This window comes from Plantibacter sp. CFBP 13570, assembly GCF_014841395.1.
In the GTDB taxonomy this organism is placed as follows: Bacteria; Actinomycetota; Actinomycetes; order Actinomycetales; family Microbacteriaceae; genus Plantibacter; species Plantibacter auratus.
Genome location: NZ_JACYTW010000033.1, coordinates 21318 through 42282, shown reverse-complemented (window position 1 = coordinate 42282; position 20965 = coordinate 21318). Strand labels below are relative to the sequence as shown.

24 protein-coding genes are annotated in these 20965 nt (G+C 69.7%); 3 read left to right on the top strand and 21 right to left on the bottom strand.

The genetic code is table 11. The annotated features are described in order from the left end of the window. Positions 1 to 88: 88 nt before the first annotated feature. From IFT89_RS12350 to rpsB, 10 genes are all read right to left on the bottom strand, one after another. On the bottom strand, positions 89 to 1951 hold the full coding sequence (locus IFT89_RS12350; protein ID WP_138946842.1) for a hypothetical protein: 1863 nt from the start codon (positions 1949 to 1951) through the stop codon (positions 89 to 91). A 118-nt stretch (positions 1952 to 2069) separates the two neighbouring features. Continuing rightward, positions 2070 to 2813: an alpha/beta hydrolase gene (locus IFT89_RS12345; RefSeq protein ID WP_202939092.1), complete on the bottom strand. Its 744-nt coding sequence runs from the start codon at positions 2811 to 2813 to the stop codon at positions 2070 to 2072. Positions 2814 to 2865: 52 nt separating this feature from the next. Then, positions 2866 to 3156 carry a hypothetical protein gene (locus tag IFT89_RS20280; RefSeq protein WP_071260877.1) on the bottom strand — a complete coding sequence of 97 codons (291 nt, stop codon included), beginning with the start codon at positions 3154 to 3156 and terminating at the stop codon, positions 2866 to 2868. A gap of 50 nt (positions 3157 to 3206) precedes the next feature. Further along, positions 3207 to 3875, bottom strand: coding sequence for a hypothetical protein (locus IFT89_RS20050; RefSeq protein WP_079705666.1), 669 nt, complete (start codon positions 3873 to 3875; stop codon positions 3207 to 3209). Between the two features lie 75 nt (positions 3876 to 3950). After that, positions 3951 to 4508 carry a DivIVA domain-containing protein gene (locus IFT89_RS12335; protein ID WP_236555416.1) on the bottom strand — a complete coding sequence of 186 codons (558 nt, stop codon included), beginning with the start codon at positions 4506 to 4508 and terminating at the stop codon, positions 3951 to 3953. Between the two features lie 55 nt (positions 4509 to 4563). Then, positions 4564 to 5610, bottom strand: a complete 1047-nt coding sequence (locus IFT89_RS12330) for a phosphatidate cytidylyltransferase (RefSeq protein WP_240043907.1) — start codon at positions 5608 to 5610, stop codon at positions 4564 to 4566. Positions 5611 to 5681: 71 nt separating this feature from the next. Next, positions 5682 to 6236: a ribosome recycling factor gene (gene frr, locus IFT89_RS12325; RefSeq protein WP_064295107.1), complete on the bottom strand. Its 555-nt coding sequence runs from the start codon at positions 6234 to 6236 to the stop codon at positions 5682 to 5684. Between the two features lie 72 nt (positions 6237 to 6308). Further along, positions 6309 to 7022, bottom strand: coding sequence for a UMP kinase (gene pyrH / locus IFT89_RS12320; RefSeq protein ID WP_056006822.1), 714 nt, complete (start codon positions 7020 to 7022; stop codon positions 6309 to 6311). Between the two features lie 169 nt (positions 7023 to 7191). Next, complete coding sequence (tsf, locus tag IFT89_RS12315; RefSeq protein ID WP_064295106.1) at positions 7192 to 8019, bottom strand: translation elongation factor Ts; 828 nt, start codon at positions 8017 to 8019, stop codon at positions 7192 to 7194. Positions 8020 to 8037: 18 nt separating this feature from the next. Beyond that, the gene (gene rpsB, locus IFT89_RS12310) at positions 8038 to 8961 is read right to left on the bottom strand and encodes a 30S ribosomal protein S2 (protein WP_064295105.1); all 924 of its coding nucleotides are present in this window, start codon (positions 8959 to 8961) and stop codon (positions 8038 to 8040) included. A 313-nt stretch (positions 8962 to 9274) separates the two neighbouring features. Here rpsB and IFT89_RS12305 point away from each other — a divergent pair, with 313 nt between their 5' ends. Next, positions 9275 to 9799, top strand: coding sequence for a M23 family metallopeptidase (locus tag IFT89_RS12305; RefSeq protein ID WP_202939091.1), 525 nt, complete (start codon positions 9275 to 9277; stop codon positions 9797 to 9799). Here the strand turns inward: IFT89_RS12305 and IFT89_RS12300 are convergent. The 11 genes from IFT89_RS12300 to IFT89_RS12250 form a co-directional block, all read right to left on the bottom strand. Further along, positions 9772 to 10701: a tyrosine recombinase XerC gene (locus IFT89_RS12300; protein ID WP_137241864.1), complete on the bottom strand. Its 930-nt coding sequence runs from the start codon at positions 10699 to 10701 to the stop codon at positions 9772 to 9774. The two genes, IFT89_RS12305 and IFT89_RS12300, sit on opposite strands and share 28 nt — an antisense overlap. Positions 10702 to 10758: 57 nt before the next feature. Continuing rightward, on the bottom strand, positions 10759 to 12099 hold the full coding sequence (gene dprA / locus IFT89_RS12295) for a DNA-processing protein DprA (protein WP_307783499.1): 1341 nt from the start codon (positions 12097 to 12099) through the stop codon (positions 10759 to 10761). Then, entirely contained in the window at positions 12096 to 13625 is a 1530-nt protein-coding gene (locus IFT89_RS12290) for a YifB family Mg chelatase-like AAA ATPase (RefSeq protein ID WP_202939090.1), read from the bottom strand. The genes dprA and IFT89_RS12290 overlap by 4 nt, the downstream gene beginning before the upstream one ends. Continuing rightward, on the bottom strand, positions 13625 to 13981 hold the full coding sequence (locus IFT89_RS12285; protein WP_202939089.1) for a YraN family protein: 357 nt from the start codon (positions 13979 to 13981) through the stop codon (positions 13625 to 13627). Before IFT89_RS12285 ends, IFT89_RS12290 begins: the two co-directional genes overlap by 1 nt. Before the next feature lie 122 nt (positions 13982 to 14103). After that, a complete protein-coding gene (locus IFT89_RS12280) occupies positions 14104 to 14427 on the bottom strand; it encodes a DUF2469 domain-containing protein (protein ID WP_071260887.1) in 324 nt (107 codons plus the stop codon). A 12-nt stretch (positions 14428 to 14439) separates the two neighbouring features. Next, the gene (locus IFT89_RS12275) at positions 14440 to 15084 is read right to left on the bottom strand and encodes a ribonuclease HII (RefSeq protein ID WP_202939088.1); all 645 of its coding nucleotides are present in this window, start codon (positions 15082 to 15084) and stop codon (positions 14440 to 14442) included. After that, positions 15084 to 15833: a signal peptidase I gene (lepB, locus tag IFT89_RS12270; RefSeq protein ID WP_124769107.1), complete on the bottom strand. Its 750-nt coding sequence runs from the start codon at positions 15831 to 15833 to the stop codon at positions 15084 to 15086. Before lepB ends, IFT89_RS12275 begins: the two co-directional genes overlap by 1 nt. Positions 15834 to 15909: 76 nt before the next feature. Then, positions 15910 to 16257 carry a 50S ribosomal protein L19 gene (rplS, locus tag IFT89_RS12265; RefSeq protein WP_056006851.1) on the bottom strand — a complete coding sequence of 116 codons (348 nt, stop codon included), beginning with the start codon at positions 16255 to 16257 and terminating at the stop codon, positions 15910 to 15912. Between the two features lie 187 nt (positions 16258 to 16444). Beyond that, positions 16445 to 16975, bottom strand: coding sequence for a hypothetical protein (locus IFT89_RS12260; protein WP_137241868.1), 531 nt, complete (start codon positions 16973 to 16975; stop codon positions 16445 to 16447). A 78-nt stretch (positions 16976 to 17053) separates the two neighbouring features. Next, positions 17054 to 17713 (bottom strand): LuxR C-terminal-related transcriptional regulator, encoded by a 660-nt coding sequence (locus tag IFT89_RS12255; RefSeq protein ID WP_071260891.1) that lies wholly within the window; start codon positions 17711 to 17713, stop codon positions 17054 to 17056. Next, positions 17710 to 18963: an ATP-binding protein gene (locus IFT89_RS12250; protein WP_202939087.1), complete on the bottom strand. Its 1254-nt coding sequence runs from the start codon at positions 18961 to 18963 to the stop codon at positions 17710 to 17712. Before IFT89_RS12250 ends, IFT89_RS12255 begins: the two co-directional genes overlap by 4 nt. 112 nt (positions 18964 to 19075) lie before the next feature. On the opposite strand from IFT89_RS12250, the gene IFT89_RS12245 reads away from it, so the two are divergent. Together IFT89_RS12245 and IFT89_RS12240 are read left to right on the top strand one after the other, a co-directional pair. Continuing rightward, the gene (locus IFT89_RS12245; RefSeq protein WP_202939086.1) at positions 19076 to 20581 is read left to right on the top strand and encodes a PspC domain-containing protein; all 1506 of its coding nucleotides are present in this window, start codon (positions 19076 to 19078) and stop codon (positions 20579 to 20581) included. Then, the gene (locus IFT89_RS12240) at positions 20578 to 20961 is read left to right on the top strand and encodes a hypothetical protein (protein ID WP_202939085.1); all 384 of its coding nucleotides are present in this window, start codon (positions 20578 to 20580) and stop codon (positions 20959 to 20961) included. The genes IFT89_RS12245 and IFT89_RS12240 overlap by 4 nt, the downstream gene beginning before the upstream one ends. The last annotated feature ends 4 nt before the right edge of the window (positions 20962 to 20965 follow it).

Sequence of the window (20965 nt, the reverse complement as noted above, 5' to 3'; positions counted from 1 at the left end):
GCGCCGGCGGGCGGCGTCTGGTGGCGACGCGCGAGGCCGGAGAGGTCGACGGCGCCGCGCAGGTGTGCCGCGCTCGGCTCCGCGGCACTCACGGGAGCTCCGATGCGGCGATGAGGGTCTGGGTGAATCCGAGCAAGGTGATCTTCTCTCCGGAGTTGACGGCTGGCACGTAGAACAGGAGCTGGTCGCCGTAGGTGGCCTGCGTCCCCTTCGCGCTCTCGGTGATCCCGGAGAGCGCGGCGACCGCACCCGAAGGTTTCACGGTAGCACCGGCTGTGACGACGGAGACCACCTCGCCCTCCTGCACGTTGACGGCGACGATCGCGCCGGAGTCGTTGGTCGCCAGCGCGACGTTCGGGCCGGTACCGGCGGCCGCCGAGAAGGCGATGCTCGCCGTCGTCGGCAGGTTGGCGGCCTTCGTCGCGCGGTCCGCGGCGACCTGCGTGCGGAAGACGTCGCCATCGGCGTTGAACAAGCCGGCGAAGGTGCTCGCGTCGCCGTTCGTGATGATGTCGGCGTAGGCCGCGGCGATCTCCTCCGGCGGCATGACGAGCAGCTTCGAGTCCGGCGGGACGCTCGCGGCACCGATGGTCGCGGGCGCGACGTTCTCGAGTCGGGCGCCCTCGAGGAGCTTCTCCGCGTAGACGACCTGGTAGTTCGACCGCGGGTCCTGCTGGGTCATCACGAGGACCGTCGGCGACACCGTCTCGTCGGCCTTGTCCTGGATCGCGGTCATGACCGTCCGTGGCCAGGCGTCCGTCGCCTGAGGCAGGGTGAGCGTGACGGGCGAGGCGGGGATGGGGGTCGCTCCGGCGGCGTCGGCCACCTTCGAGCGGAGGGCGTAGTTCGCGGTGCGCTCCTCGAGTGCCGGCCCGGAGAACCGGACGGCCGCAGCGGTGCCGTCGAGCGCAGCATCGGCCTCGGACGCCGCCGTCGAGATCCGCGACACGATCCGTTCGACCTGTGGCACGGTGACGACGGGCGCCGCGAAGTCCTGGTCCTGGCTGTCGGCCGGCAGGTCCGTCGCGGTGACGGTGGGCGTCGGTGACGGCGCTCCGATGGTCGGCCAGTAGTCCTGGGAGCAACCGCTCAGGCCGAGCGTGCCGATGAGGACGAGCGGCACGCCCACGACGAGGGAGCGGCGGAGCGGGGAGCGCTTCGTCTTGCCGGCTCCGAGTTCACGAGGGCGGCGCGGCTTCGGTTGTCTCGACATCTTGGTGATGCCCTTCTGTCCTTGTCCCGGACCCTTGCGACGCGGGCCTCGCGAGCGACGCATGCGCTGGATCCCCGAGAGGTAGAGCACGATGCCGGCGAGGAGCACGAGGATGCCACCGGCGATCAGCGGGCCGGCCCATGGGGTGGCGTTGTCGAGTGGCCAGGAGAGGCGGAGGGAATCCGGAGCGGCGGCCGTACCGTCGGTCGCGATGAGCACGTCGATGTCCTTCGGCAGGTTCATCGTCGCGATGACCGCGCCCGCCTCGTCGTACTCGCCGAGCCAGAGGTCGGATCCGCGCGGGTCCGGGCCCTTCTCAGAGGTGGTGGTGTCGTCGGTGGCTTCGGGGGCCGGCGTCGCCGACGGCTCCGGACTCGGGGTCGCCCCGTCGTCGGTCGCGTCCGCCTCGGCGGTGACGGTGGTGGTCGTCAGGGCGGTGCCGGCACTGTTGACGCCGACGCGGCTGTAGGGCTCGTCGCCGAGCCAGGCCGTGATGTCGTCGGAGCGCCCGTAGCTCATGAACACCTGGGTGTCGCCGCCCGCGCCCGCCACGATGGACTGTGCTCCCGGCTGCGACTGCAGCACGCTCCCGGGGATGACGATGAACCGATCACCGCTGTCGACCGTCGTGGACAGGCTGAAGGTGCCGGGCGAGAGGAACACGGTCCGTTGCGCGATTCCCGTCACGATCATGACGGCTGCCACGACGAACGCGGCGATGGCGAGAACGAAACGCACGGATTACTCTCCTCTGGCGTCGGAGCGACGCGGGTGATCCTGCGTCCGACGGGATCCGGCGGGTCGGGCCGGCAGGAGACGCAGGTGGTTCAGGCTATCGGAAATGACTGGGAGGCGGCTAGACGGCCGCTGAGAGGCCGGGGGCCGGCCAGTGCGTCGGGAGCGGCAGCGCCTCGGGACGCACTGCAGCGACGATCTCGGTGAGCACGCGTCGGGTCTGGCTCTCCCCCACCCACAGGTGCTTGGCACCGTCCACCGGGACGAGGGTGGCCCCGGGGAGGACGCCGAACCGTTCCGCCGCTTCCGCGGGTCGGAGGTAGTCGTCGAACTCAGGCACGAGGACGACCATCGGCCGATCGTCGCCGGCCCAGGCCCGGAGCTCGTCCTCCGTCGTGCGGTGCAGCGGCGGAGAAAGGAGGATCACGCCGTCGACGGCCGGGTCGCGACCGTACTTCAAGGCCAGCTCGGTCCCGAACGACCACCCGACGATCCACGGATGCGGAAGCCCGCGCTCGACCACGAACGCCAGCGCGGCCTCGACATCGGCCCGCTCGCCGATGCCGCCGTCGAACGCGCCGTCGCTCGTCCCTCGAGGAGACGAGGTGCCGCGGGTGTTGAAGCGGAGCACGGCGATCCCCGCGAGCGCAGGCAAGCGCGCCGCGGCCTTCCGGAGCACATGGGAGTCCATGAACCCGCCGGCGGTCGGCAGCGGGTGGAGCGTCACCAGGGTCGCGACGATCTCGCCGTCGGCCGGCACCGCGAGCTCGCCGACCAGGGTCAGGCCGTCGGCCGTGTGCAGCTCGATCTCCTCGCGGACGGCGGGGAGCTCGGCGCCACCACGGATCTCGATGGTGTCGGTCATGAGTCAGTCCTCCGGGGCAGTGTGGTCGGGTCGTTTCGCGGCGTGCGTGTGTTCACCGGATCCGCCAGCAGTGCGAGTGCCAGTGCCGCCGGGCAGCGATGTCGGCCTGGTCGCCCAGGACCCCGTCAGCGCGCCACGTCACCACATGGGCGGTGCCGGGCGGTATGGACTGTCCGCATCCCGGACACACATAGGTCTTCTGCGCACTGGAACCGCTGACGGGCTGGACGAACCAGGATCCGTCTCGATGGTCCTCGGTGCGTTTCCACCCCGCCATCAGCCGTTCGAGACCGTTACCCTCGTCGTCGCCGGGCCGTGGCCGATGGCGGTGGTGTCGGGGCATGGGTCAAGTCTAGGCTCAGCCTCCACGACCGTGTCGGGAGGCGGTTCCGGTCAGTACCAGCCGTTGGACTCCGAGTGGGCCCACGCGCCACACGGCGTGCTGTACCGACTCGTGATGTATCCGAGACCCCAGGTGATCTGCGTCGCGGGGTTGGTCGCCCAGTCGGCTCCGGCCGAGGCCATCTTTGAGCCCGGGAGCGCCTGCGGGATACCCGTAGCGCCGGAGCTGGCGTTGTAGGCGTACACGTTCCAACCCGACTCGCGGTTCCAGAGGGAGACGAGGCAGCTGTACTCGCCCTCGCCCCAGCCGTTGGCCATGACCATGTCGTAGGCGATGGCCTGAGCCGTACCCGGGTCGGGCGTACCTGCCGCGGGAGCGCTGCCCGTGGACGAGGAACCGCCGCCGGTCGCGGCCGGAGTCGCCACGGGAGGCGGCGGGGGCGGAGCGACGACCTCGTAGCTGTCGCGGGCGAAGGTGTACTGGTAGTTCGAGCTTGCGACGACCGACTGCGCGGCGTTGCCACCGAACTGCGCCTGCTTCTCCGCATAGGAGGACGCCACGACGCTCGAGGTCGGGTCGACCATCGTCACGGCGACGAAGCCGAACGCAGCCGTCGCCGCGAAGATCCCGAGGACCTTCTTGCCGCGAGAGCGCGGCCGACGGTAGGGCTGAACCGCCTTACCGGTGTTCGGCTGGGCTGATGGTTTCCACGGGGTCACGTCAGTTGAGTCTTGAGGCACGATGCATCGATGGTAGCCGAGAATGCCTGATCAGGCCACCTGGTCGGCCGACGCTCAGCGAACCGCCAGCATGACGTCCACGACGCTGTCGAGCAGTGCGTCGACCTGGGACTCGCGGTAACCGGCCCATTCGTTGCGGAACACGGCCGTGCGGACGCGGTCGACGTTGAGCGGTGTGCCGTCGTGGAAGTAGGCGACGAGGCGATCCGCGAGGGCGTCCACGTCCTTCCGGCTGTAGCCGCGGGCGAGCAGGCTCACCCGCTGGAACCGCTGGCCCTCCGGCCTCGTCAGCCGGTTGAGGATAACCTGCGCGGTGCCGCGGGCGTCGCGCAGCCACTCCTTGGCGCCGCGCTCCTCGACCGACCGCTCCCGCTCGCGGAGCGAGAAGGCGTCCTCGAGTCGCTCGAGCGCCGCGTCGACGTGCTCGGTGCTGTAGCCACCCCGGACGAGCCGGAACGCCACGTGCCGGATGTCCTCCGCGCTCAGGATCGCATCGGCGTCGGCGTCGGTGTCCTGCCCGTAGGCGGCGCGAGCGCGGTCGAGGAACTCGTCGACCTCGGCCGGATCGTAGCCACGCTTCGAACGTTTTGCGGTGGGGAAGATCGTGCTCACCGGACCATTCTCCCCCATGAGGGGCTGATCGGGCGAAATCGGACCGAGCCGGGACTCAGACCGCGAGTCCGCCGAACAGGAGGTAGACCACGTAGGCGACGACCGCCGACGGCAGGATCGAGTCCAGGCGGTCGAGGAATCCCCCGTGCCCGGGAAGCCACGAGCTCATGTCCTTCACGCCGATGTCGCGCTTGATGAGCGACTCCGCGAGGTCGCCGACCGTGGCACTGCCGAGGAGCAGCAGACCGAGCAGGACGCCGACCCACCACGGCACACCGAGCATGAGGATCGCGAGCAGCACGCCGGCCACGACCGAGACGACCCCCGCCCCGGCGAAGCCCTCCCAGGTCTTGTTCGGGCTGATCACCGGCGCCATCTTGTGCTTGCCGAACGACAGGCCGCTCACATAAGCGCCGACGTCGACGCAGATGACGAGGATCAGGAACGCCAGCGTCCACCATTCGCCCTCGGGCTGGGCGACCAGGAACACGGCGAAGGAGGCGAGGAAGGGGACGTAGACCTGGATGAACGTCCCGGACGCGAGGTCGCGGACGAGCGTGGGAAGGTCGGTCCGCTTCGAAGCGATGGCCTGCTCGGCCACGCGCCAGACGATGACCAGCAGGATGCCGAGCAGGACGACGGACCAGCGCCAGACGTCGTGGAGGAAGAACGCCGCCGGCTGCATCGCGACGGCCGAGATGACGGTCGGGATCGCCGGCACCCGGCGCCCGGTCTGCTCGAGGGCCTTCCGCAGCTCCAGCGTGGCGAAGGCCACCACGGCCGAGGCCAGGACGACGAAGATCACCTTGAAGATGATCAGACTCACGAGCATGATGCCGCCAGCGGCCACCCCGATGAGGATGGCGTTCACGAGATTGCGGCCGACGCGCGCCTCGATGCGTTCGTTCGTCGCGTCGAACTGCGCCTTCGTCGCCTGGACCTGCCGTTCGATGTCGGCACGTTTGGCGTCGACCTGCCGCTCGAACTTCGCGCGGCGGTCCTTCAGCTGGGAACGCAATTCCTGCGAACCCGACTTGCCGGACCGGCCGGGTTCGGGCTTCGACGGATCGCTCGATCGCCCGGGAGCGACATCGTCTTCCACAGGTACCTCCAGCGGGCCTGCCGTCGGTCGAGGGACCGGTCGGCGAACGGAATCAGCGGTGGGACAGCGGCTCAGATGGAGAGCAGCTCGGTCTCCTTGGCCTTCAGCGCGGCGTCGACGGCGTCGATGTGCGACTTCGTGACGGCCTCGAGCTCCTTCTCGCCGCGTGCGACGTCGTCATCGCCGACCTCGCTCTTGAGCGCCTCGAGGTCGTCCTTGCCCTTGCGACGGATGTTGCGGATGGACACCTTCGCGTCTTCACCCTTGCCGCGGACGATCTTGACGTATTCCTTGCGACGCTCGGCGGTCAGTTCGGGCATGGTGACCCGGATGACGGTGCCGTCGTTCGTCGGGTTGGCGCCGAGGTTCGGGATGTCGCGGATCGCCTGCTCGATGTCGCGCAGTGCGGACTTGTCGTAGGGCGTCACGACGATCGTGCGAGCTTCCTGGTTCTGCAGGGAGGCGAGTTGCGCCAGCGGCGTCGGCGTGCCGTAGTAGCTCACCAGGACCTTCTGGAACAGCTGGGGGTTGGCGCGACCCGTACGCACCGTGGCGAAGTCATCCTTCGCGGCCTCGACGGCCTTCGACATCCGGGTACCAACATCCGAGAGGACATCCGCGATCACGAGCACTCCTTTGATTGCATTACTGGGTTCAGTCTAGTCGGGCGGCGGGCCTCGGCCCGGCCGCCCTGCCGCCTAGGCGGAGGTGACGAGGGTGCCGATCGCGGCACCGCGGATGGCCGCCGTGACGTTGCCGGCCGGCTCCATGCCGAAGACACGCATCGGCATGCCGTTGTCCATGCAGAGGCTGAAGGCCGTCGAGTCGACGACCTTGAGGCCGCGCTGGAGCGCCTCCTGGTAGGAGATGGTGTCGATCTTCGTCGCCGTCGGGTCGACGCGGGGGTCGGCGGTGTAGACGCCGTCGACGCCGTTCTTGGCGACGAGGACTTCGACGGCTCCGATCTCGAGCGCGCGCTGTGCCGAGACGGTGTCGGTCGAGAAGTACGGGAGTCCGGCACCCGCTCCGAAGATGACGACGCGACCCTTCTCGAGGTGTCGCTCGGCACGGAGCGGGATGTAGGGCTCGGCGACCTGCGTCATGGCGATGGCCGACTGCACGCGCGTGGCGGCGCCGGCCTGTTCCAGGAAGTCCTGGAGCGCCAGGGCGTTCATGACCGTTCCGAGCATGCCCATGTAGTCGGCTCGGCCGCGGTCCATGCCGCGCTGGCTGAGCTCGGCTCCGCGGAAGAAGTTGCCGCCTCCGACGACCACTGCGACCTCGACCTCGGCGGTCGCTTCAGCGATCTCGCGGGCGATCGACCCGACCACGTCGGGGTTGACGCCCAACTGGCCGCCTCCGAACGCCTCACCTGACAGCTTGAGCAGTACCCTGCGCTTCTTCTCCGGCATCCGCCTGTCCTTCCTCGTCCCTCACACAACTTAGCGTCAGGAGCCGCCCGCTGTCCGCGACAGCCGTCGACTCGCTGGCTGGATCGTCACCGATCCCACGTGCCCGGGTGTGCCCGCGCACGCAAAGGGGTCCGGATCGCCACTGGCGATCCGGACCCCGTCACAACTGCTACGCGCCGACCTTGAAGCGGGCGAACCCGGTCACGGTGAGGCCCGCGTCAGCGAGCACCTTCTGCACGGACAGCTTGTTGTCCTTGGCGTAGTCCTGCTCGAGGAGCGCGACCTGCTTGAAGTACGAGGTCACGCGGCCCTCGACGATCTTCGGCAGTGCGGCCTCGGGCTTGCCCTCGTTCTTCGAGATCTCGGTGACGATCTCGCGCTCCTTCTCGACCTCGTCGGCCGGGACGTCGTCGCGGCTGAGGTAGGACGGGTTGGCGAACGAGATGTGCTGCGCGATGCTGCGAGCCGTCTCCGCGTCGTCGCCCGTGTAGCCGACGACCACGCCGACCTGCGCGGGCAGGTCCTTGTTGGTCTTGTGGAGGTAGACGGCGAAGTGCTCACCGTGCACCACCGCGAGGCGGCGGAGCTCGAACTTCTCACCGATGATCGCAGCGGAGTCCGCGATGACCTCGGCGACGGTCTTGCCGTCGGCCGGAGCCGCGTTCCCCTCTTCGACGGTGGTCGCGCCGGCGGCGACGACTGCGTCGAGGACGAGGTCGGCCAGAGCGAGGAACTTCTCGCCCTTCGCGACGAAGTCGGTCTCGCAGGCGAGCTCGATGAGCGTGGCGGTGTCGCCGTTCTCCTTCGCGGCGACGAGGCCCTCGCTCGTGGAGCGGTCGGCACGCTTCGCGTTGCCCTTCGCACCCTTGAGACGCAGGATCTCGGTCGCCTTCTCGACGTCGCCATCGGCTTCGACGAGTGCGTTCTTGGTGTCGACCATGCCGGTGCCGAGCTGCTCGCGCAGCACCTTCAGGTCAGCGAGAGAAAAGTTGGCCATTGCTGGTGTCCTCCTTGATTACTTCTCGTCGGCGACGACGGCGGCAGCTGCGCCCTCGGCGTCGGCGGCGGACTCGGTTGCAGCGACCTCGACGTCTTCGACAGCCGGAGCTGCCTCGACGGCGTCGGTTGCGGCGATCGCCTCATCGGCGACCTTCTCGGTCTCGGCGGAACCCTGCTCGCCGCCCTGGAGCAGCTCCTGCTCCCACTCGGCGAGCGGCTCGGCCGGGGCGTCGCCCTCGGTCGGCTTCTGGTGGCGCTGGATGAGACCCTCGGCGGCGGCGTCGGCGATGATGCGCGTCAGCAGGCCGACGGAACGGATCGCGTCGTCGTTACCCGGGATCGGGTAGGTGACCTCGTCGGGGTCGCAGTTGGTGTCGAGGATGCCGATGACCGGGATGCCGAGCTTGCGCGCCTCGTCGATCGCGAGGTGCTCCTTCTTGGTGTCGACGACCCAGAGCGCCGACGGCGTCTTCGAGAGGTTGCGGATACCACCGAGCGACTTGTGGAGCTTGTCCAGCTCGCGCTTCTTGATGAGGAGTTCCTTCTTGGTGAAGCCGCTCTTGGAGGCGTCTTCGAAGTCGAGCTCCTCGAGCTCCTTCATGCGGGCGAGTCGCTTCGACACCGTCTGGAAGTTGGTGAGGAGGCCACCGAGCCAACGCTGGTTGACGTAGGGCTGGCCGACGCGCGTGGCCTGCTCGGCGATGACTTCCTGCGCCTGCTTCTTCGTGCCGACGAAGAGGATGGTGCCGCCGTGGGCGACCGTCTCCTTGACGAAGTCGAAGGCCTGGTCGATGTAGCCGAGCGACTGCTGCAGGTCGATGATGTAGATGCCGGAACGCTCGGTGAAGATGAAGCGCTTCATCTTCGGGTTCCAACGGCGGGTCTGGTGCCCGAAGTGCACGCCGCTGTCGAGCAGCTGGCGGATGGTTACGACGGCCATGAGCCGTTCTCCTGTTCTGCGCTCGCCACCGCGCCGCTGACGCGGACGGGTGGGAGTGCCTCGGTTGTCTGACAGACCGGATGGCCTCGTCCCTGGTGCCCGGCGCACGTCCGCCACGCTCCGGAGAGCGAGGACCGATTGGAAGTGGTGGCCGAAATGGCACGCGTAGTCACCCCGACGAGCGAGGTGCTCCGTTCAGCATAGCATCAGGCCACCGTGATGACGGTGCTCCACAGCCCGTCCGACCACGTCCGTCTCCCCGCTCCGAGGTGCCCACCGGCCCTCGCTCTCCCGAGCCCGTCAGGCTCGGATCATGATGACCTCGATCGCCAGTTGGTTCCTCATCTCCTGCCTGGTGCTCCTCGCACCCGTGAGCACGTCTGGGGCGGCGCCGGCCTGGAGCTGGCCGATCGCTCCCCCGCACGTCGTCACCGAGCCGTTCGTCGCGCCACCCGACCCGTACAGCGCCGGCCACCGGGGTATCGACATCGCGGCATCGCCCGGTCAGCCGGTCGCCGCGGCGGCAGCCGGCGTCGTCACGTTCAGCGGGACGGTGGTCGACCGCCCACTCGTCGTGATCCGGCACGACGACGGACACGTCTCGAGCATCGAGCCGGTGGTGGGTTCGGTCGACGTCGGTGGCCGCGTGACCCGCGGGGCACCGATCGGGACGGTCGGCGTCGGCGGACACTGCGCCGACGGCTGCGTGCACTTCGGGGTGCGGCTCGACGGCGTCTACGTCAATCCGATGCTGCTGCTCGGCGAGGTGCCTCCGGCCGTCCTGCTCCCACTGACCGCGACCGCGGAGGCTCAGGCCCGCGGGTGGGCGTTGCGGTAGCTCTCCTTGATGCGTTCGACGGAGACGTGCGTGTAGATCTGCGTCGTCGCGAGACTCGCGTGGCCGAGGAGTTCCTGGACCGCGCGGAGGTCCGCTCCCCCGTCGAGCAGGTGCGTCGCGGCGGTGTGCCGCAGGGCGTGAGGCCCTGCCGGACCACCACCGGGCACGGCGTCGAGGAGCCGGGCGACGAGCGTGTAGACGGAGCGCGGGCCGAGCCGCCCTCCGCGCGCGCCGAGGAAGAGGGCTGCGCCGGGCGTCGGTCCGCGGTCGTTCGCGGCTGCACGGGCGACCAGCTGCGGGCGGGCGCTCGTGAGGTAGTCGACGATCGCCGACTGAGCGGGGACGCCGAACGGAACGACCCGCTCCTTGTCACCTTTGCCCGTGACACGGACGGTGAGCCGGTCGAGGTCGAGGTCGTCCCGGTCGAGTCCGCACAGCTCGGATACGCGAAGGGCCGAGGCGTAGAGCAGTTCGACGACGGCGAGGTCGCGGAGGGCGTTCGGCTCCCCCGATGCGGCGCGGTCCTCGAGCCCAGCGAGGAGGTCGTCGAACGGGCCCCGGCCGACGACGCGTGGCAGGGTCCGACCCGTCTTCGGACTCCGGAGCCGTGCCGCGACGTCCGAATCGACCCTGCCGGTGCGCAGGAGCCAGGCGCTCCAGGCCTTGGCCGTGGCGGTGCGTCGCGCGAGCGTCGCCTTGGACGAGCCTGCCTCGGAAGCTGCCCAGAGCCAGTCGCGGAGGAGGTCCAGCGTCACGCCGTCGACGCCCTCGACATCGCGTCCGGTGGCGAAGTCGGCGAGCTGCCGGAGATCGGATGCGTAGGCGCGAACGGTCTGCGGCGACAACCGACGCTCTGAAGCGAGGTGCTCCGAGAACCCGTCGATGCTGCTCCAGATGTCCACGTGGACAGCATGCCCCACGCGTCCGACGCCGTGGTCTTCCCCCGCCGACCGATCACCTCACGCCCGTCCGCCGACGAGCACCCACCCTCGTTCGCGTTCCTCGACGGCCCCGGCGAGATCGAGCGCACCGAGCACACCGGTGACCTCTCGAGGACTCAGACCACTCGCTTTCGCAAGCGCCTCGACGGTGCGTGGCGAGCGCGCACTCATCACATCACGGACCCGGCGTTCCTCTGGCGAGGCGAACGCCTGCGCGTCCGCGTCGACCGCGGTCCACCCGGCGAGCTCCGCCATCTGTGTGGCGTTCGTCACGCATGTGGCGGCGTACTCACGGATCAGGCGGTGACAGCCCGCCGACGACGGACTCGTGACCGGGCCGGGCACGGCTCCGAGCGGACGCCCGAGGGATGCAGCGTGACCCGCCGTGTTGATCGACCCGGAGCGGTCGCCGGCCTCCACGACCACCGTCGCAGCCGAGGCTGCGGCGATGAGTCGGTTCCGCTGCAGAAATCGCCATTTGGACGGTGTGGACCCGCACGGTGATTCGCTGATGACGGCTCCACCGGCCTCGCGGATCCGACGGATGAGCGCATCGTGACCGGCCGGGTACGGCCGATCGACCCCGCCTGCGAGGTAGGCCACGGTCACGCCCCCGCTCCCGAGGGCGGCTCGGTGCGCCGCGCCGTCGATGCCGTACGCGGCACCCGACACGATCGCGAAGCCCCGATCGACGAGCCCGGCCGCAGCCTCGAGGGTGACGTGCTCGCCGTAACCGGACGCGGCCCGGGCCCCGACCAACGCGATGGCGCGTTCTTCCGCAGGCACGTCGGGAGAGCCGCGCAGCCAGAGGGCGTGCGGCGCGTGCACACCGAGGTGCTCGAACCCCGCATGCCAGCCCGGAGCGCCTGGCAGGAGTAGTCGTACGCCGACCTCGATCGCCGTCTCGCACGCGGCGACGAGGTCAGCCGAGACGAGACGGGGGCGCCAGCGTTCCAGCGCACTTCGGAGCACGCGAGAAGCGGGCATCGCGGCGGGATCCTCGGCATCGGCATCGGCCGACGTCGAGCCCGAGCCACTAAACCACTCGCTGCCGAGGATGCGGCGCTGCAGTTCGGTCGGCCCCACCCGGTCGAGAACCGCTGACAGTGCGCCCGCAGGGCCGAGCGCACCGACCACGAGCCCGGCCACGCCATCGCCCGGTTCGGCGATCATCGTCCAGGCCGCCCGAGCGAAGGCCGCCCGTATCCCGGTGATGCCGACGTTGTCGTCGGCCTCCGAGACGTGCTCGGCACCTCCATCCGCGCGAGGACTACCCACGGCCTCGGCCGGCTCCAGGCCGCCGAGTCCACGGACAAGGCGTTCGACCAACTCGCGGTCCAAACCGAACCACGCACTCACGAGATGCCCTTCCGCAGGAAGAGGGCCCGCCCCAAGTGCTCGGCTGTGGGGCTACCGGCCCCGTCGAGGTCGGCGAGCGTCCAGCTCAGTCGGAGGATGCGGTCGTAGCCACGCATGGTGATGCCTCCCCGCTCGAGGGAGCGGTCCAACGCGTTGGTGACGGATCTGGGCAGCCGCATCCGCGGGCTCCTGAGCCAGGTGCCGCTCGCCTGTGCGTTCGTGGTCCAGCCGGTGCCGACCAACCGCTCGGCACTCGCGGCCCGCACCGCTTCGACGCGGGAACGGGCCTCAGCGGTGGAGACCCCACCCTCCTGCGAGAGGCTCGTCAGTGCCGAGGTGATCCGGTGTACCCGCACGCGGATGTCGATCCGGTCGAGGAGCGGCCCCGAGATCCGCCCGAGATAACGTCGACGGGCCTGCGGTGGACAGGTGCAGACGCCGTCCGCCGTGCCGTACTGACCGCAGGGGCAGGGGTTCGCGGCGAGGACGAGTTGGAAGGCGGCCGGGAACGTCGCGCTGCCGTGCGCACGATGCACGGTGACCACGCCGGCTTCGAGTGGCTGACGTAGCGAGTCGAGGACATCGGCGCGGAACTCCGGCGCTTCGTCGAGGAAGAGCACGCCGTGGGCCGCGCGCGCGGCCGCCCCAGGCCGGATCTGGCGCGAACCGCCACCGATGATCGCCGCTGCCGATGACGAATGGTGCGGGCTCTCCCACGGTGGTCGTCGGGCGAGCGCGCCGTCCGGTGGCAGACCGATGAGCGAGCGGAGGCAGCTGACCTCGACCGCGGCCTCGGGCTCGAGGTCGGGAAGGATCTCGGGAAGCCGGGCGGCCAGCATGGTCTTGCCGGCACCGGGAGGTCCGACCATCATGACGTGGTGCCCTCCGGCCGCCGCAGCGACCATCGCGTCGACCGCCTCCGGTTGTCCGACCACGTCCGCGAGATCGAGTGGGTCGGGCGTGGGTAGCCTATCGACGCGTTGGCGGACGGGTTCGAGGTCGATCGCGGAGAGTTCTGCACCGTGCCAGATGGCCGCATCACGCAGCGAGGTCGCCCCGATCACCGTGACGCCGGGCACGAGCTGCGCCTCCTCGACGTTCGCGGTCGGCACCATCACCGCGTCGTGGCCGGCGCGGGCGACGGCGAGGACGGCCGGCAGCACGCCGACGAGCGGACGGAGCCGTCCGTCGAGCCCGAGCTCACCGAGGTGGACGACCCGCTCGGCGGACTCCCGGCGGACGAGGCCGCCGACGGCGAGACAGGCGATCGCCATCGAGAGGTCGAATGCGCTCCCCTGCTTGGGCAGCGACGCGGGAGACAGGTTGATCGTGAGCTTGCCACCGGGCAGCTCGCAGCCGGAGTTCGCCGTCGCACTCTTGATGCGGTGCGCGGCCTCACCGAGCGACTTGTCGGGAAGCCCGACGATCGCCATGCCCGGTACGGTCGCGGCGGCTGACGCCTCGACCTCCACCATCGCGCCCGTGAGGCCGGCGAGCGCGACCGACCAGGTGCGTGCGACGGCCATCAGGAGACTCCCCGCAGGTGCTGGAGTCGCATGTCCCCTTCGGACGGCAGCACGATGCCGACGACGTCGACGCGCATCCGCCGCGAGCGCGGTCGGTGCTCAGTACACCAAGCCCCGGCGAGACGACCGATCCGGGCCAGCTTGCTCGGCGTGACCGCCTCCGCGGGATCGCCGAAGCCGACGCCGGAACGGGTCTTCACCTCGACGAACACCAGCGTGCCGTCGTCGTCCGCGATGAGGTCGAGTTCGCCCTGCGGGCATCGCCAATTGCGGTCGAGGATGCGGTATCCGCACGCCTCGAGATGATCCGCCGCCACCTGCTCGCCGCGTCGGCCGAGCTCGTCCTTCCGTGCCATGTGCACCTCCTGGCATCCAGCCAAGCGTGCAGACGAGGCTCGTTACCCGGAGGTGGGTCTGTCGTCGACGAGCGCGCGGCGAGGCGTGCCTGTGGAGCGCTGTCGGTAGCGGGGGCCTCGCCCTACTCGTCGAGCGTGAGTTCCTTCGGGAGCTCGAAGTCACGCGAGGACAACTGCTCGACGTTGACGTCCTTGAACGTGAGCACTCGGACGCTCTTGACGAACCGGTCGGAACGGTAGACGTCCCACACCCACACGTCGGTCATGGAGAGCTCGAAGTAGAAGTCGTTCGCCGTGTCGCGTCGCACGAGGTCGACCTCGTTGGCGAGGTAGAACCGGCGCTCGGTCTCGATCACGTACTTGAACTGCCCCACGACATCGCGATACTCGCGGTAGAGGGCCAGTTCGACCTCGCGGTCGTAGTCTTCGAACTCGTCTTCGTCCATGGTCTCTCCAGTCTACGTGTAGGCGGGCAGCCAGCTGCTCCGGTGGTGGAGGGTCAGGCCGTGCTCGGAGAGGGCCGACAGATGCTGCGCCGAGCCGTACCCCTTGTTGCCCTCCCACCCGTACTCCGGCAGTGCCTCGTGCAACTCGATCATCAGTCGGTCGCGGTGCACCTTGGCGAGTACGGACGCTGCGGCGACCGACGCGCAGTCCCGATCCGCTTTGACCCTCGTGGTGATGGTGAGCGGTCGCTGGAGCGCCCGGCTCAGCCAGTCGCTGTTGCCGTCGAGCAGGACGGTCGATCCCGTGACGTCCGCGCCGATGGCGTGCAGTTCGAGCAGCGCCCGACGGCCGGCGAGTCCGAGGCACGCGGTGATGCCCAGCTCGTCGACCTCCGCCGGACTCGCGAGTCCGACGGCCCCGTACAACACCCACTCGCGGGCCAGCGGTTCCAGGCGGGTCCTCGCTCGCTCGCTCAACAGCTTCGAGTCGCGGAGTCCCTCAGGGCACGGCCCGCACGCCGGGGCGACGACCGCTGCGCCGACGGCCACCGGGCCGGCGATGGCTCCGCGACCCACCTCGTCCATGCCGATGACCGACGGGACACCCGCAGCGAACAGTTCGTGCTCGACCTCGAGGGTCGGTTCGCTGACGGCCATCACTCCTCTTCTGGGGCAGGGATGCCCTGGAAGACGGTCGGGTAGTTGTCGAGCCAGGCCCAGTTGCTGGACGGCCAGGTGATGACGAACGCGCGCCCCACGACGTTGTCGATCGGGACGAAGCCCCCACCGGGGGTGTCGCCGTTGTACCGGGAGTCCTTCGAGTTGTACCGGTTGTCGCCCATGACCCAGAGCGAGCCCTCGGGGACGACGATGTCGAACGGGTCTCCGGACACCTTCTCGGTGCCGGCCGGGAGCTTCACGTACGGTTCGTTCAGCGGAACCCCGTTGACCGTCATCTGCCCGAGCGGGTTGCAGCACGACACGTGGTCGCCCGGTAACCCGATGACGCGTTTGATGAGGTGGTCGTCGCTGTCGGGAGCGACGAGGCCGAAGATCGACAGCACCCATTCGACGGCTGCGGTGACGGGAGGCTGCGGAGCCTCGACCGTCTGCGGGAGCCAGCCGCCCGGATCCTGGAAGACGACCACGTCGCCTCGGTTCAGCGAGACCACGTCGGGGACGAGCTCGTTCACCAGGATGCGGTCCTGGATCTGCAGCGTGTTCTCCATCGACCCGGACGGGATGTAGAACGACCGCACGAGGAAGGTCTTGATGAGGAAGGAGACCAGCAGCGCGACCACGAAGATGATGAGGAGGTCGCGAAGGAAGAGCAGCGCTCCGCGTTTGCCGCGGGGGCGCTGCTGGTGGTCGGGCGACGCGTCTGCCGCCAGGGAATTGTCTGTCATTTAACCGCCTGAGCTCCCCACCAGCTTATCCGGTGGGGAGCTCAGGAATGATCGCGGAGGGCGACCAGGAGGACGACTAGTTGTCGCGCTTCTCCTTGATCTTCGCCTTCTTGCCACGGAGCTCGCGGAGGTAGTACAGCTTCGCGCGACGGACGTCACCGCGGGTGACGACCTCGATGTGGTCGATGTTCGGGGAGTGGACCGGGAAGGTGCGCTCGACGCCGACCTGGTAGCTCACCTTGCGGACCGTGAAGGTCTCGCGGACACCCTCGTTGGAGCGGCCGATGACGACACCCTGGAAGACCTGGATACGGGACTTGTTGCCCTCGATGATGTTCACGTGCACCTTGACGTTGTCGCCGGCGCGGAAGTCGGGGATGTCCGACTTGAGGGATGCTGCATCGACTGAGTCGAGAATGTGCATGATGATTCCATCTCTGCGACCGCCACAGGTCGACCGCTGAATACGTTCGGAAGGAAAGGTGTGCCCGATGCCGGCGTTCCCCTGTGGCAGAACTGCGGAGGCACAAACAGCAATTGTGTCATGAAAGGGCCTCGGATGGGAAACCGGGCGCCGGTACGGCGCAGGCGACAGCGGCGGATACGGCCGCTCAGCGACGCTCGTCGGGCTTGGACTCCTCGATCACGATGAACTCGCCGCCGTCGATCGGACCGGGATCGAACCGCGGCTGCGGCGGGATCGCCGATCCGGGGACCGTGCCTGGCCCGGCGGCAGCAGCCATGCGCTCGAATTCGGCCATCGTCTCCCGGGCGCGGCGTGCCGTCTCGGAGATGAGTTGCGCGATGACGCCCCAGAAGGCGGCAAGGCCTGCGACGACGCCGAGGACCGCCCAGAGGGCGACGCCCGAGCTGAACGAGCCGAAGCAGATGATCGTGACGTGCCAGAGCGTGAGCAGGCCGACGTCCGTCCACGACACGAGCTTCGTCGTCCGGACGCTGGCCCTGGCCGAGATGAGGAATGCGATCGCGGCGAGCGCGATGGCGAGGATCGGCATGGCGATGAAGAGCCCGAAGAGGCTCCAGCCGCTCTCACCGAAGAGTCCCCATCCGACGAACGGCCAGGCGGGCAGCACGAAGATCGCGGCGAATCGCCAGTAGTAGAACGCCCGACGGATGATCATGTCTCTCAGGCTACCGCCGGGCTCCTGAGCGCGCACTGGTCGTTCGCTGTCGGCCGATGTCGGTTCCGGCCCGCGTGGTCAGAGGAGCTTGCGCTGCAGGGCCCAGGCGGCGAGTTCGTGGCGCGAGGACAGCTGCAGCTTGCGCAGCACGCTCGACACATGGGTCTCCACGGTCTTCACAGAGATGAACAGCTCTGTCGCGACCTCCTTGTAGGCGTAGCCGCGGGCGATGAGGCGCATGACCTCCTGCTCACGGGCCGACAGCCGGTCGAGCTCGTCGACGGACTCCGCCGTCTCCCCCGTCACAGCGCCGAAGGCGTCCAGGACGAATCCCGCGAGCCGGGGTGAGAACACCGCGTCGCCGTCGTCGACCCGCCGTGCGGCCTCCGCGACCTCGGCACCCGAGGAGCTCTTCGTGATGTAGCCGCGTGCACCGGCCCTGATCACCCGGACGACGTCCTCGGCGGCGTCCGAGACGCTGAGCGCGAGGAACCGGGTGGCGGGCGCGGTGGTCACCGAGCCGGCGATAACGTCCGCGCCACCGCCGCCGGCGCCACCCGGCAGGTGGACGTCGAGCAGCACGACTTGCGGGCGCGTCTCCCCGATCACCCGGATCGCCTCTTCAACGTCGCCGGCCTCCCCCAGCACCTCGATGCCGGGATCGAGTTCGCTGCGCAGTCCGGAACGGAAGATCGAGTGGTCATCGACGATCACGACGGTCAGTGGTCGGTCGCTCATGGTCGGCTCCTCGGAACGGTCGGGACGGTGTCGGGCTGCGGCGCCGTCGCCGCGGCGTCGTGCACGGGCAGGACGAGACGGACCTCGGTACCTCGTCCGCCGGGCCCCGGACGGATGGTCGCCTCGCCACCGATGCGCTGCATCCGGCCGATGATCGACTCCCTGACCCCGAGGCGGTCCCGCGGGACCTGTTCCAGGTCGAAGCCGGGGCCGCGGTCGGAGATCGACACCTCGATCCGCTGCGGTGCCGTCTCCAGATAGACGGAGACGTCGCCGCCGGCGTGACGTGCCGCGTTGAGCACGGCCTCACGTACGGCGGCGAGGAGCGGCTCCGGAGCGTCGTCGATCGCACGCCCGACCGCGACGACGTCGACGCGCACCGCGTGGTCGGCCTCCACCGCCGCCGCGATGGTCCGCAGCTCGGTCGCGAGGTCGCCCGTCGGAGCGGTCCCGCCGGAGAAGAGCCAGTTCCGCAGCTCGCGCTCCTGCGCCCTGGCGAGACGGGACGCCTCGCTCCCCGGACCGGCCTGCTGCTGGATGAGCGCGAGCGTCTGGAGCACGGAGTCGTGCAGGTGCGCGGCGATCTCAGCGCGGTCGGCCTCGCGCATCCGCGCGGCGCGCTCGTCGGCGAGGTCGCGATTGAGCTGGAGCGCCCAGGGGGCGATGACCACGGCGACCCCGAGGAGCACGGCGATCGCGGCGACGATGACCGTCCACATGTTCGGGCGGTCACCGGTGACGAAGAACAGGAGGATGCCGAGGACGACGAGGACGAGCGCTCCGAGTACGCGGATCAAGAGGGCACGTGAACCCTCACCGCGACCACGCTCGCCGAACTGCCGCCAGGCGAGCGCAGCTCCCGCGAGGACGACGATGACGGGGATGACGGCCTCGAGTGGGATGTCCAGCCCGGTCCGGGTCGCGATCAGCGCGGTCCCGGCCGCGAGCAGGGCGATCCCGAGCAGCACCTCCGTGATCGGCGCGCGACGGGGGCCGTCGAGGTCGGCTCCCTCATCGGTCGAGGCCGGCCGGAGCAGGTGCTCCCGAGGATCGAGCGGTGCGTCCGCGCCCTGCGTCGGCGTCATGACCCACAGCCACGCGTAGAGGAGCAGGCCCGCTCCGCCGCAGCACGCGAGGATGACCGTCGCCGTCCGCACCGCAGCGACGGGGAGACCGGTGTGCTCGGCGAAGCCGGCGCAGACACCACCGAGCAGGCGGCGCCTCGGACGGATCATCACCTCGGTTCCCATGGAGCCATCCAAGCAGTTCGGGGTGCGGTCGGCACCCCGGGACAGCAGGATCAGGGTGCACTCAGGGTCATGCCGGATGGGCCCGACCCGCACGCTTCGCCAGAATCGGACCATGACGAACCACAGCACGCCGCCCACCGGAGCAGAGCCGGGGGCACCCGCCCCGCAGGATCCGACGACCCGCTTCTTCGACTGGTGGCGGTCCACCGGTCTCCGTCGCTCGAGCGACTCGTGGCTCGGCGGTGTCGCCGGGGGTGTCGCGGCCCGGCTCGGCCTCGATCCGATGATCGTGCGCGGAGCCCTCATCGTCATCGCGATCCTGGGCGGGCCGGTCCTCTTCGTCTACGCCGCGGGCTGGGCGCTCATCCCCGACCAGCAGGGTCGGATCCACCTCGAGCGTGCGATCCGGGGCGTCTTCGACCCGGCGATCGTCGCGATCGGTATCCTCGCGGTGCTCACCGTCGTGCCGTTCATGCGTGGCCTCTGGTGGGACGGCGTGCCGCATGCGTGGAACCTGCCGGGGTGGCTGGAGTCGACCATGACCGCCGGTTGGGTGATCGCCCTGGTCGCCGCGGCGGTCTGGCTGATCGTGATGTTCTCCCGCCGCGACCCCGGGCGGGCGACTCCGCCTGAGACACCGCCGCAGCGCGACCCGTGGACCAGCGACGCCTCGATCCCGAAGCCGACGGCACCATCGCCCACAGCCTCTCCCTCGGGCGCTGCCGGCTCGGCCCCGGCCTCCCCCGGTGCCGCGAACCCGGTGTCGCTCGCGAAGGCCGATGGTTCGCCCGGTGATGCGGGCGCGACCGTCCCGCTCCCTGGAGCCACCACCACCACCGCGTGGGACGGGGCTCCGAGCCAGCAGCGCGGCTGGACGAGTCAGGAGTTCCGGGAGGAGATGAGCCGCCAGCGAGCCGAGCAGCAGGCCGAGCGTGAGACGAAGGCTCGTGAGCGTCGTGCCCAGCACCCTGGAGCGGCCTTCGTGGCGATCACCCTCGGACTGGCGCTGCTCGCCGGTGCCGGCGCGGCCGTCATCGCGGCGAGCGCCGGGTTCTCGATCCCGGTCGTCGTGGTCATCGGGCTCGCCGCAGCGCTCGGTGCGCTCGCCGTCGCGACGATCGTCGCGGGCATCAGCGGACGGGAGAGCGGCTGGCTCGGACTGTTCACCTGGGCCGCCGTGATCTCCTTGCTCGCCACCGGGGTGTTCCCACTCGGCTCCTCCTTCCTGCCGGTCGGACGCACGACCTGGACCGTGACGTCGACGGATGCGGACGACCGACGTGGCTACGTGATGATCGCCGGCCAACCCACGCTCGACCTCGGGGAGCTCGCCGACGACGACGCGTTGCGCGGTGGCACGATCGACGTGTGGATCCTCGCAGGCGAGGTCGACGTGCTCATCCCCGAGGACGTGCCGGTGATCGTCGAGTTCTCAGCGATCGCGGGCACCCTGGAGACAGAACGCGATGGTCGGGACCGGACGGACCGACGCGGCGGAGCCCTGTTCCAGGATGAGGCACGGTACGGACGAACGGCGTCAGGAGACACGACACGGGTACGGGTGTGGACGGTCGCCGGCAGCGCTGTCGTGACCGAGGAAGCGGAGGCGGGACGATGAGCGAGCAGGACGACCGGACCGGAGCGGCGGACATATCGTCCCCGACCGACGCGGCGACGGGATCGGCTCCGTCGGAGACCGATCAGACGGCCACCACGGAGTCGACCAGAGCGCAGCCGGCCACAGCGCAGCCGACCACTGCACAGACGGCTGATGAACCGAGGACTGATGCTGGCCCGAAGGATCGAGGCGGTCGACCGCCGCGCTTCGGCACGATCCTCTGGGGCGTGCTCCTGCTCGTCTTCGCCGGCGCCATGCTCGTCACCAACCTCACCGAGGTGCGCATCGACCCCCTGGGGTGGATCACCGGGGCGATCATCGCGACCGGGGCCGTCCTCGTCGTCGCCGGCATCGCCGCCGCCGTGCGGCGTCGGCCCTGACAGC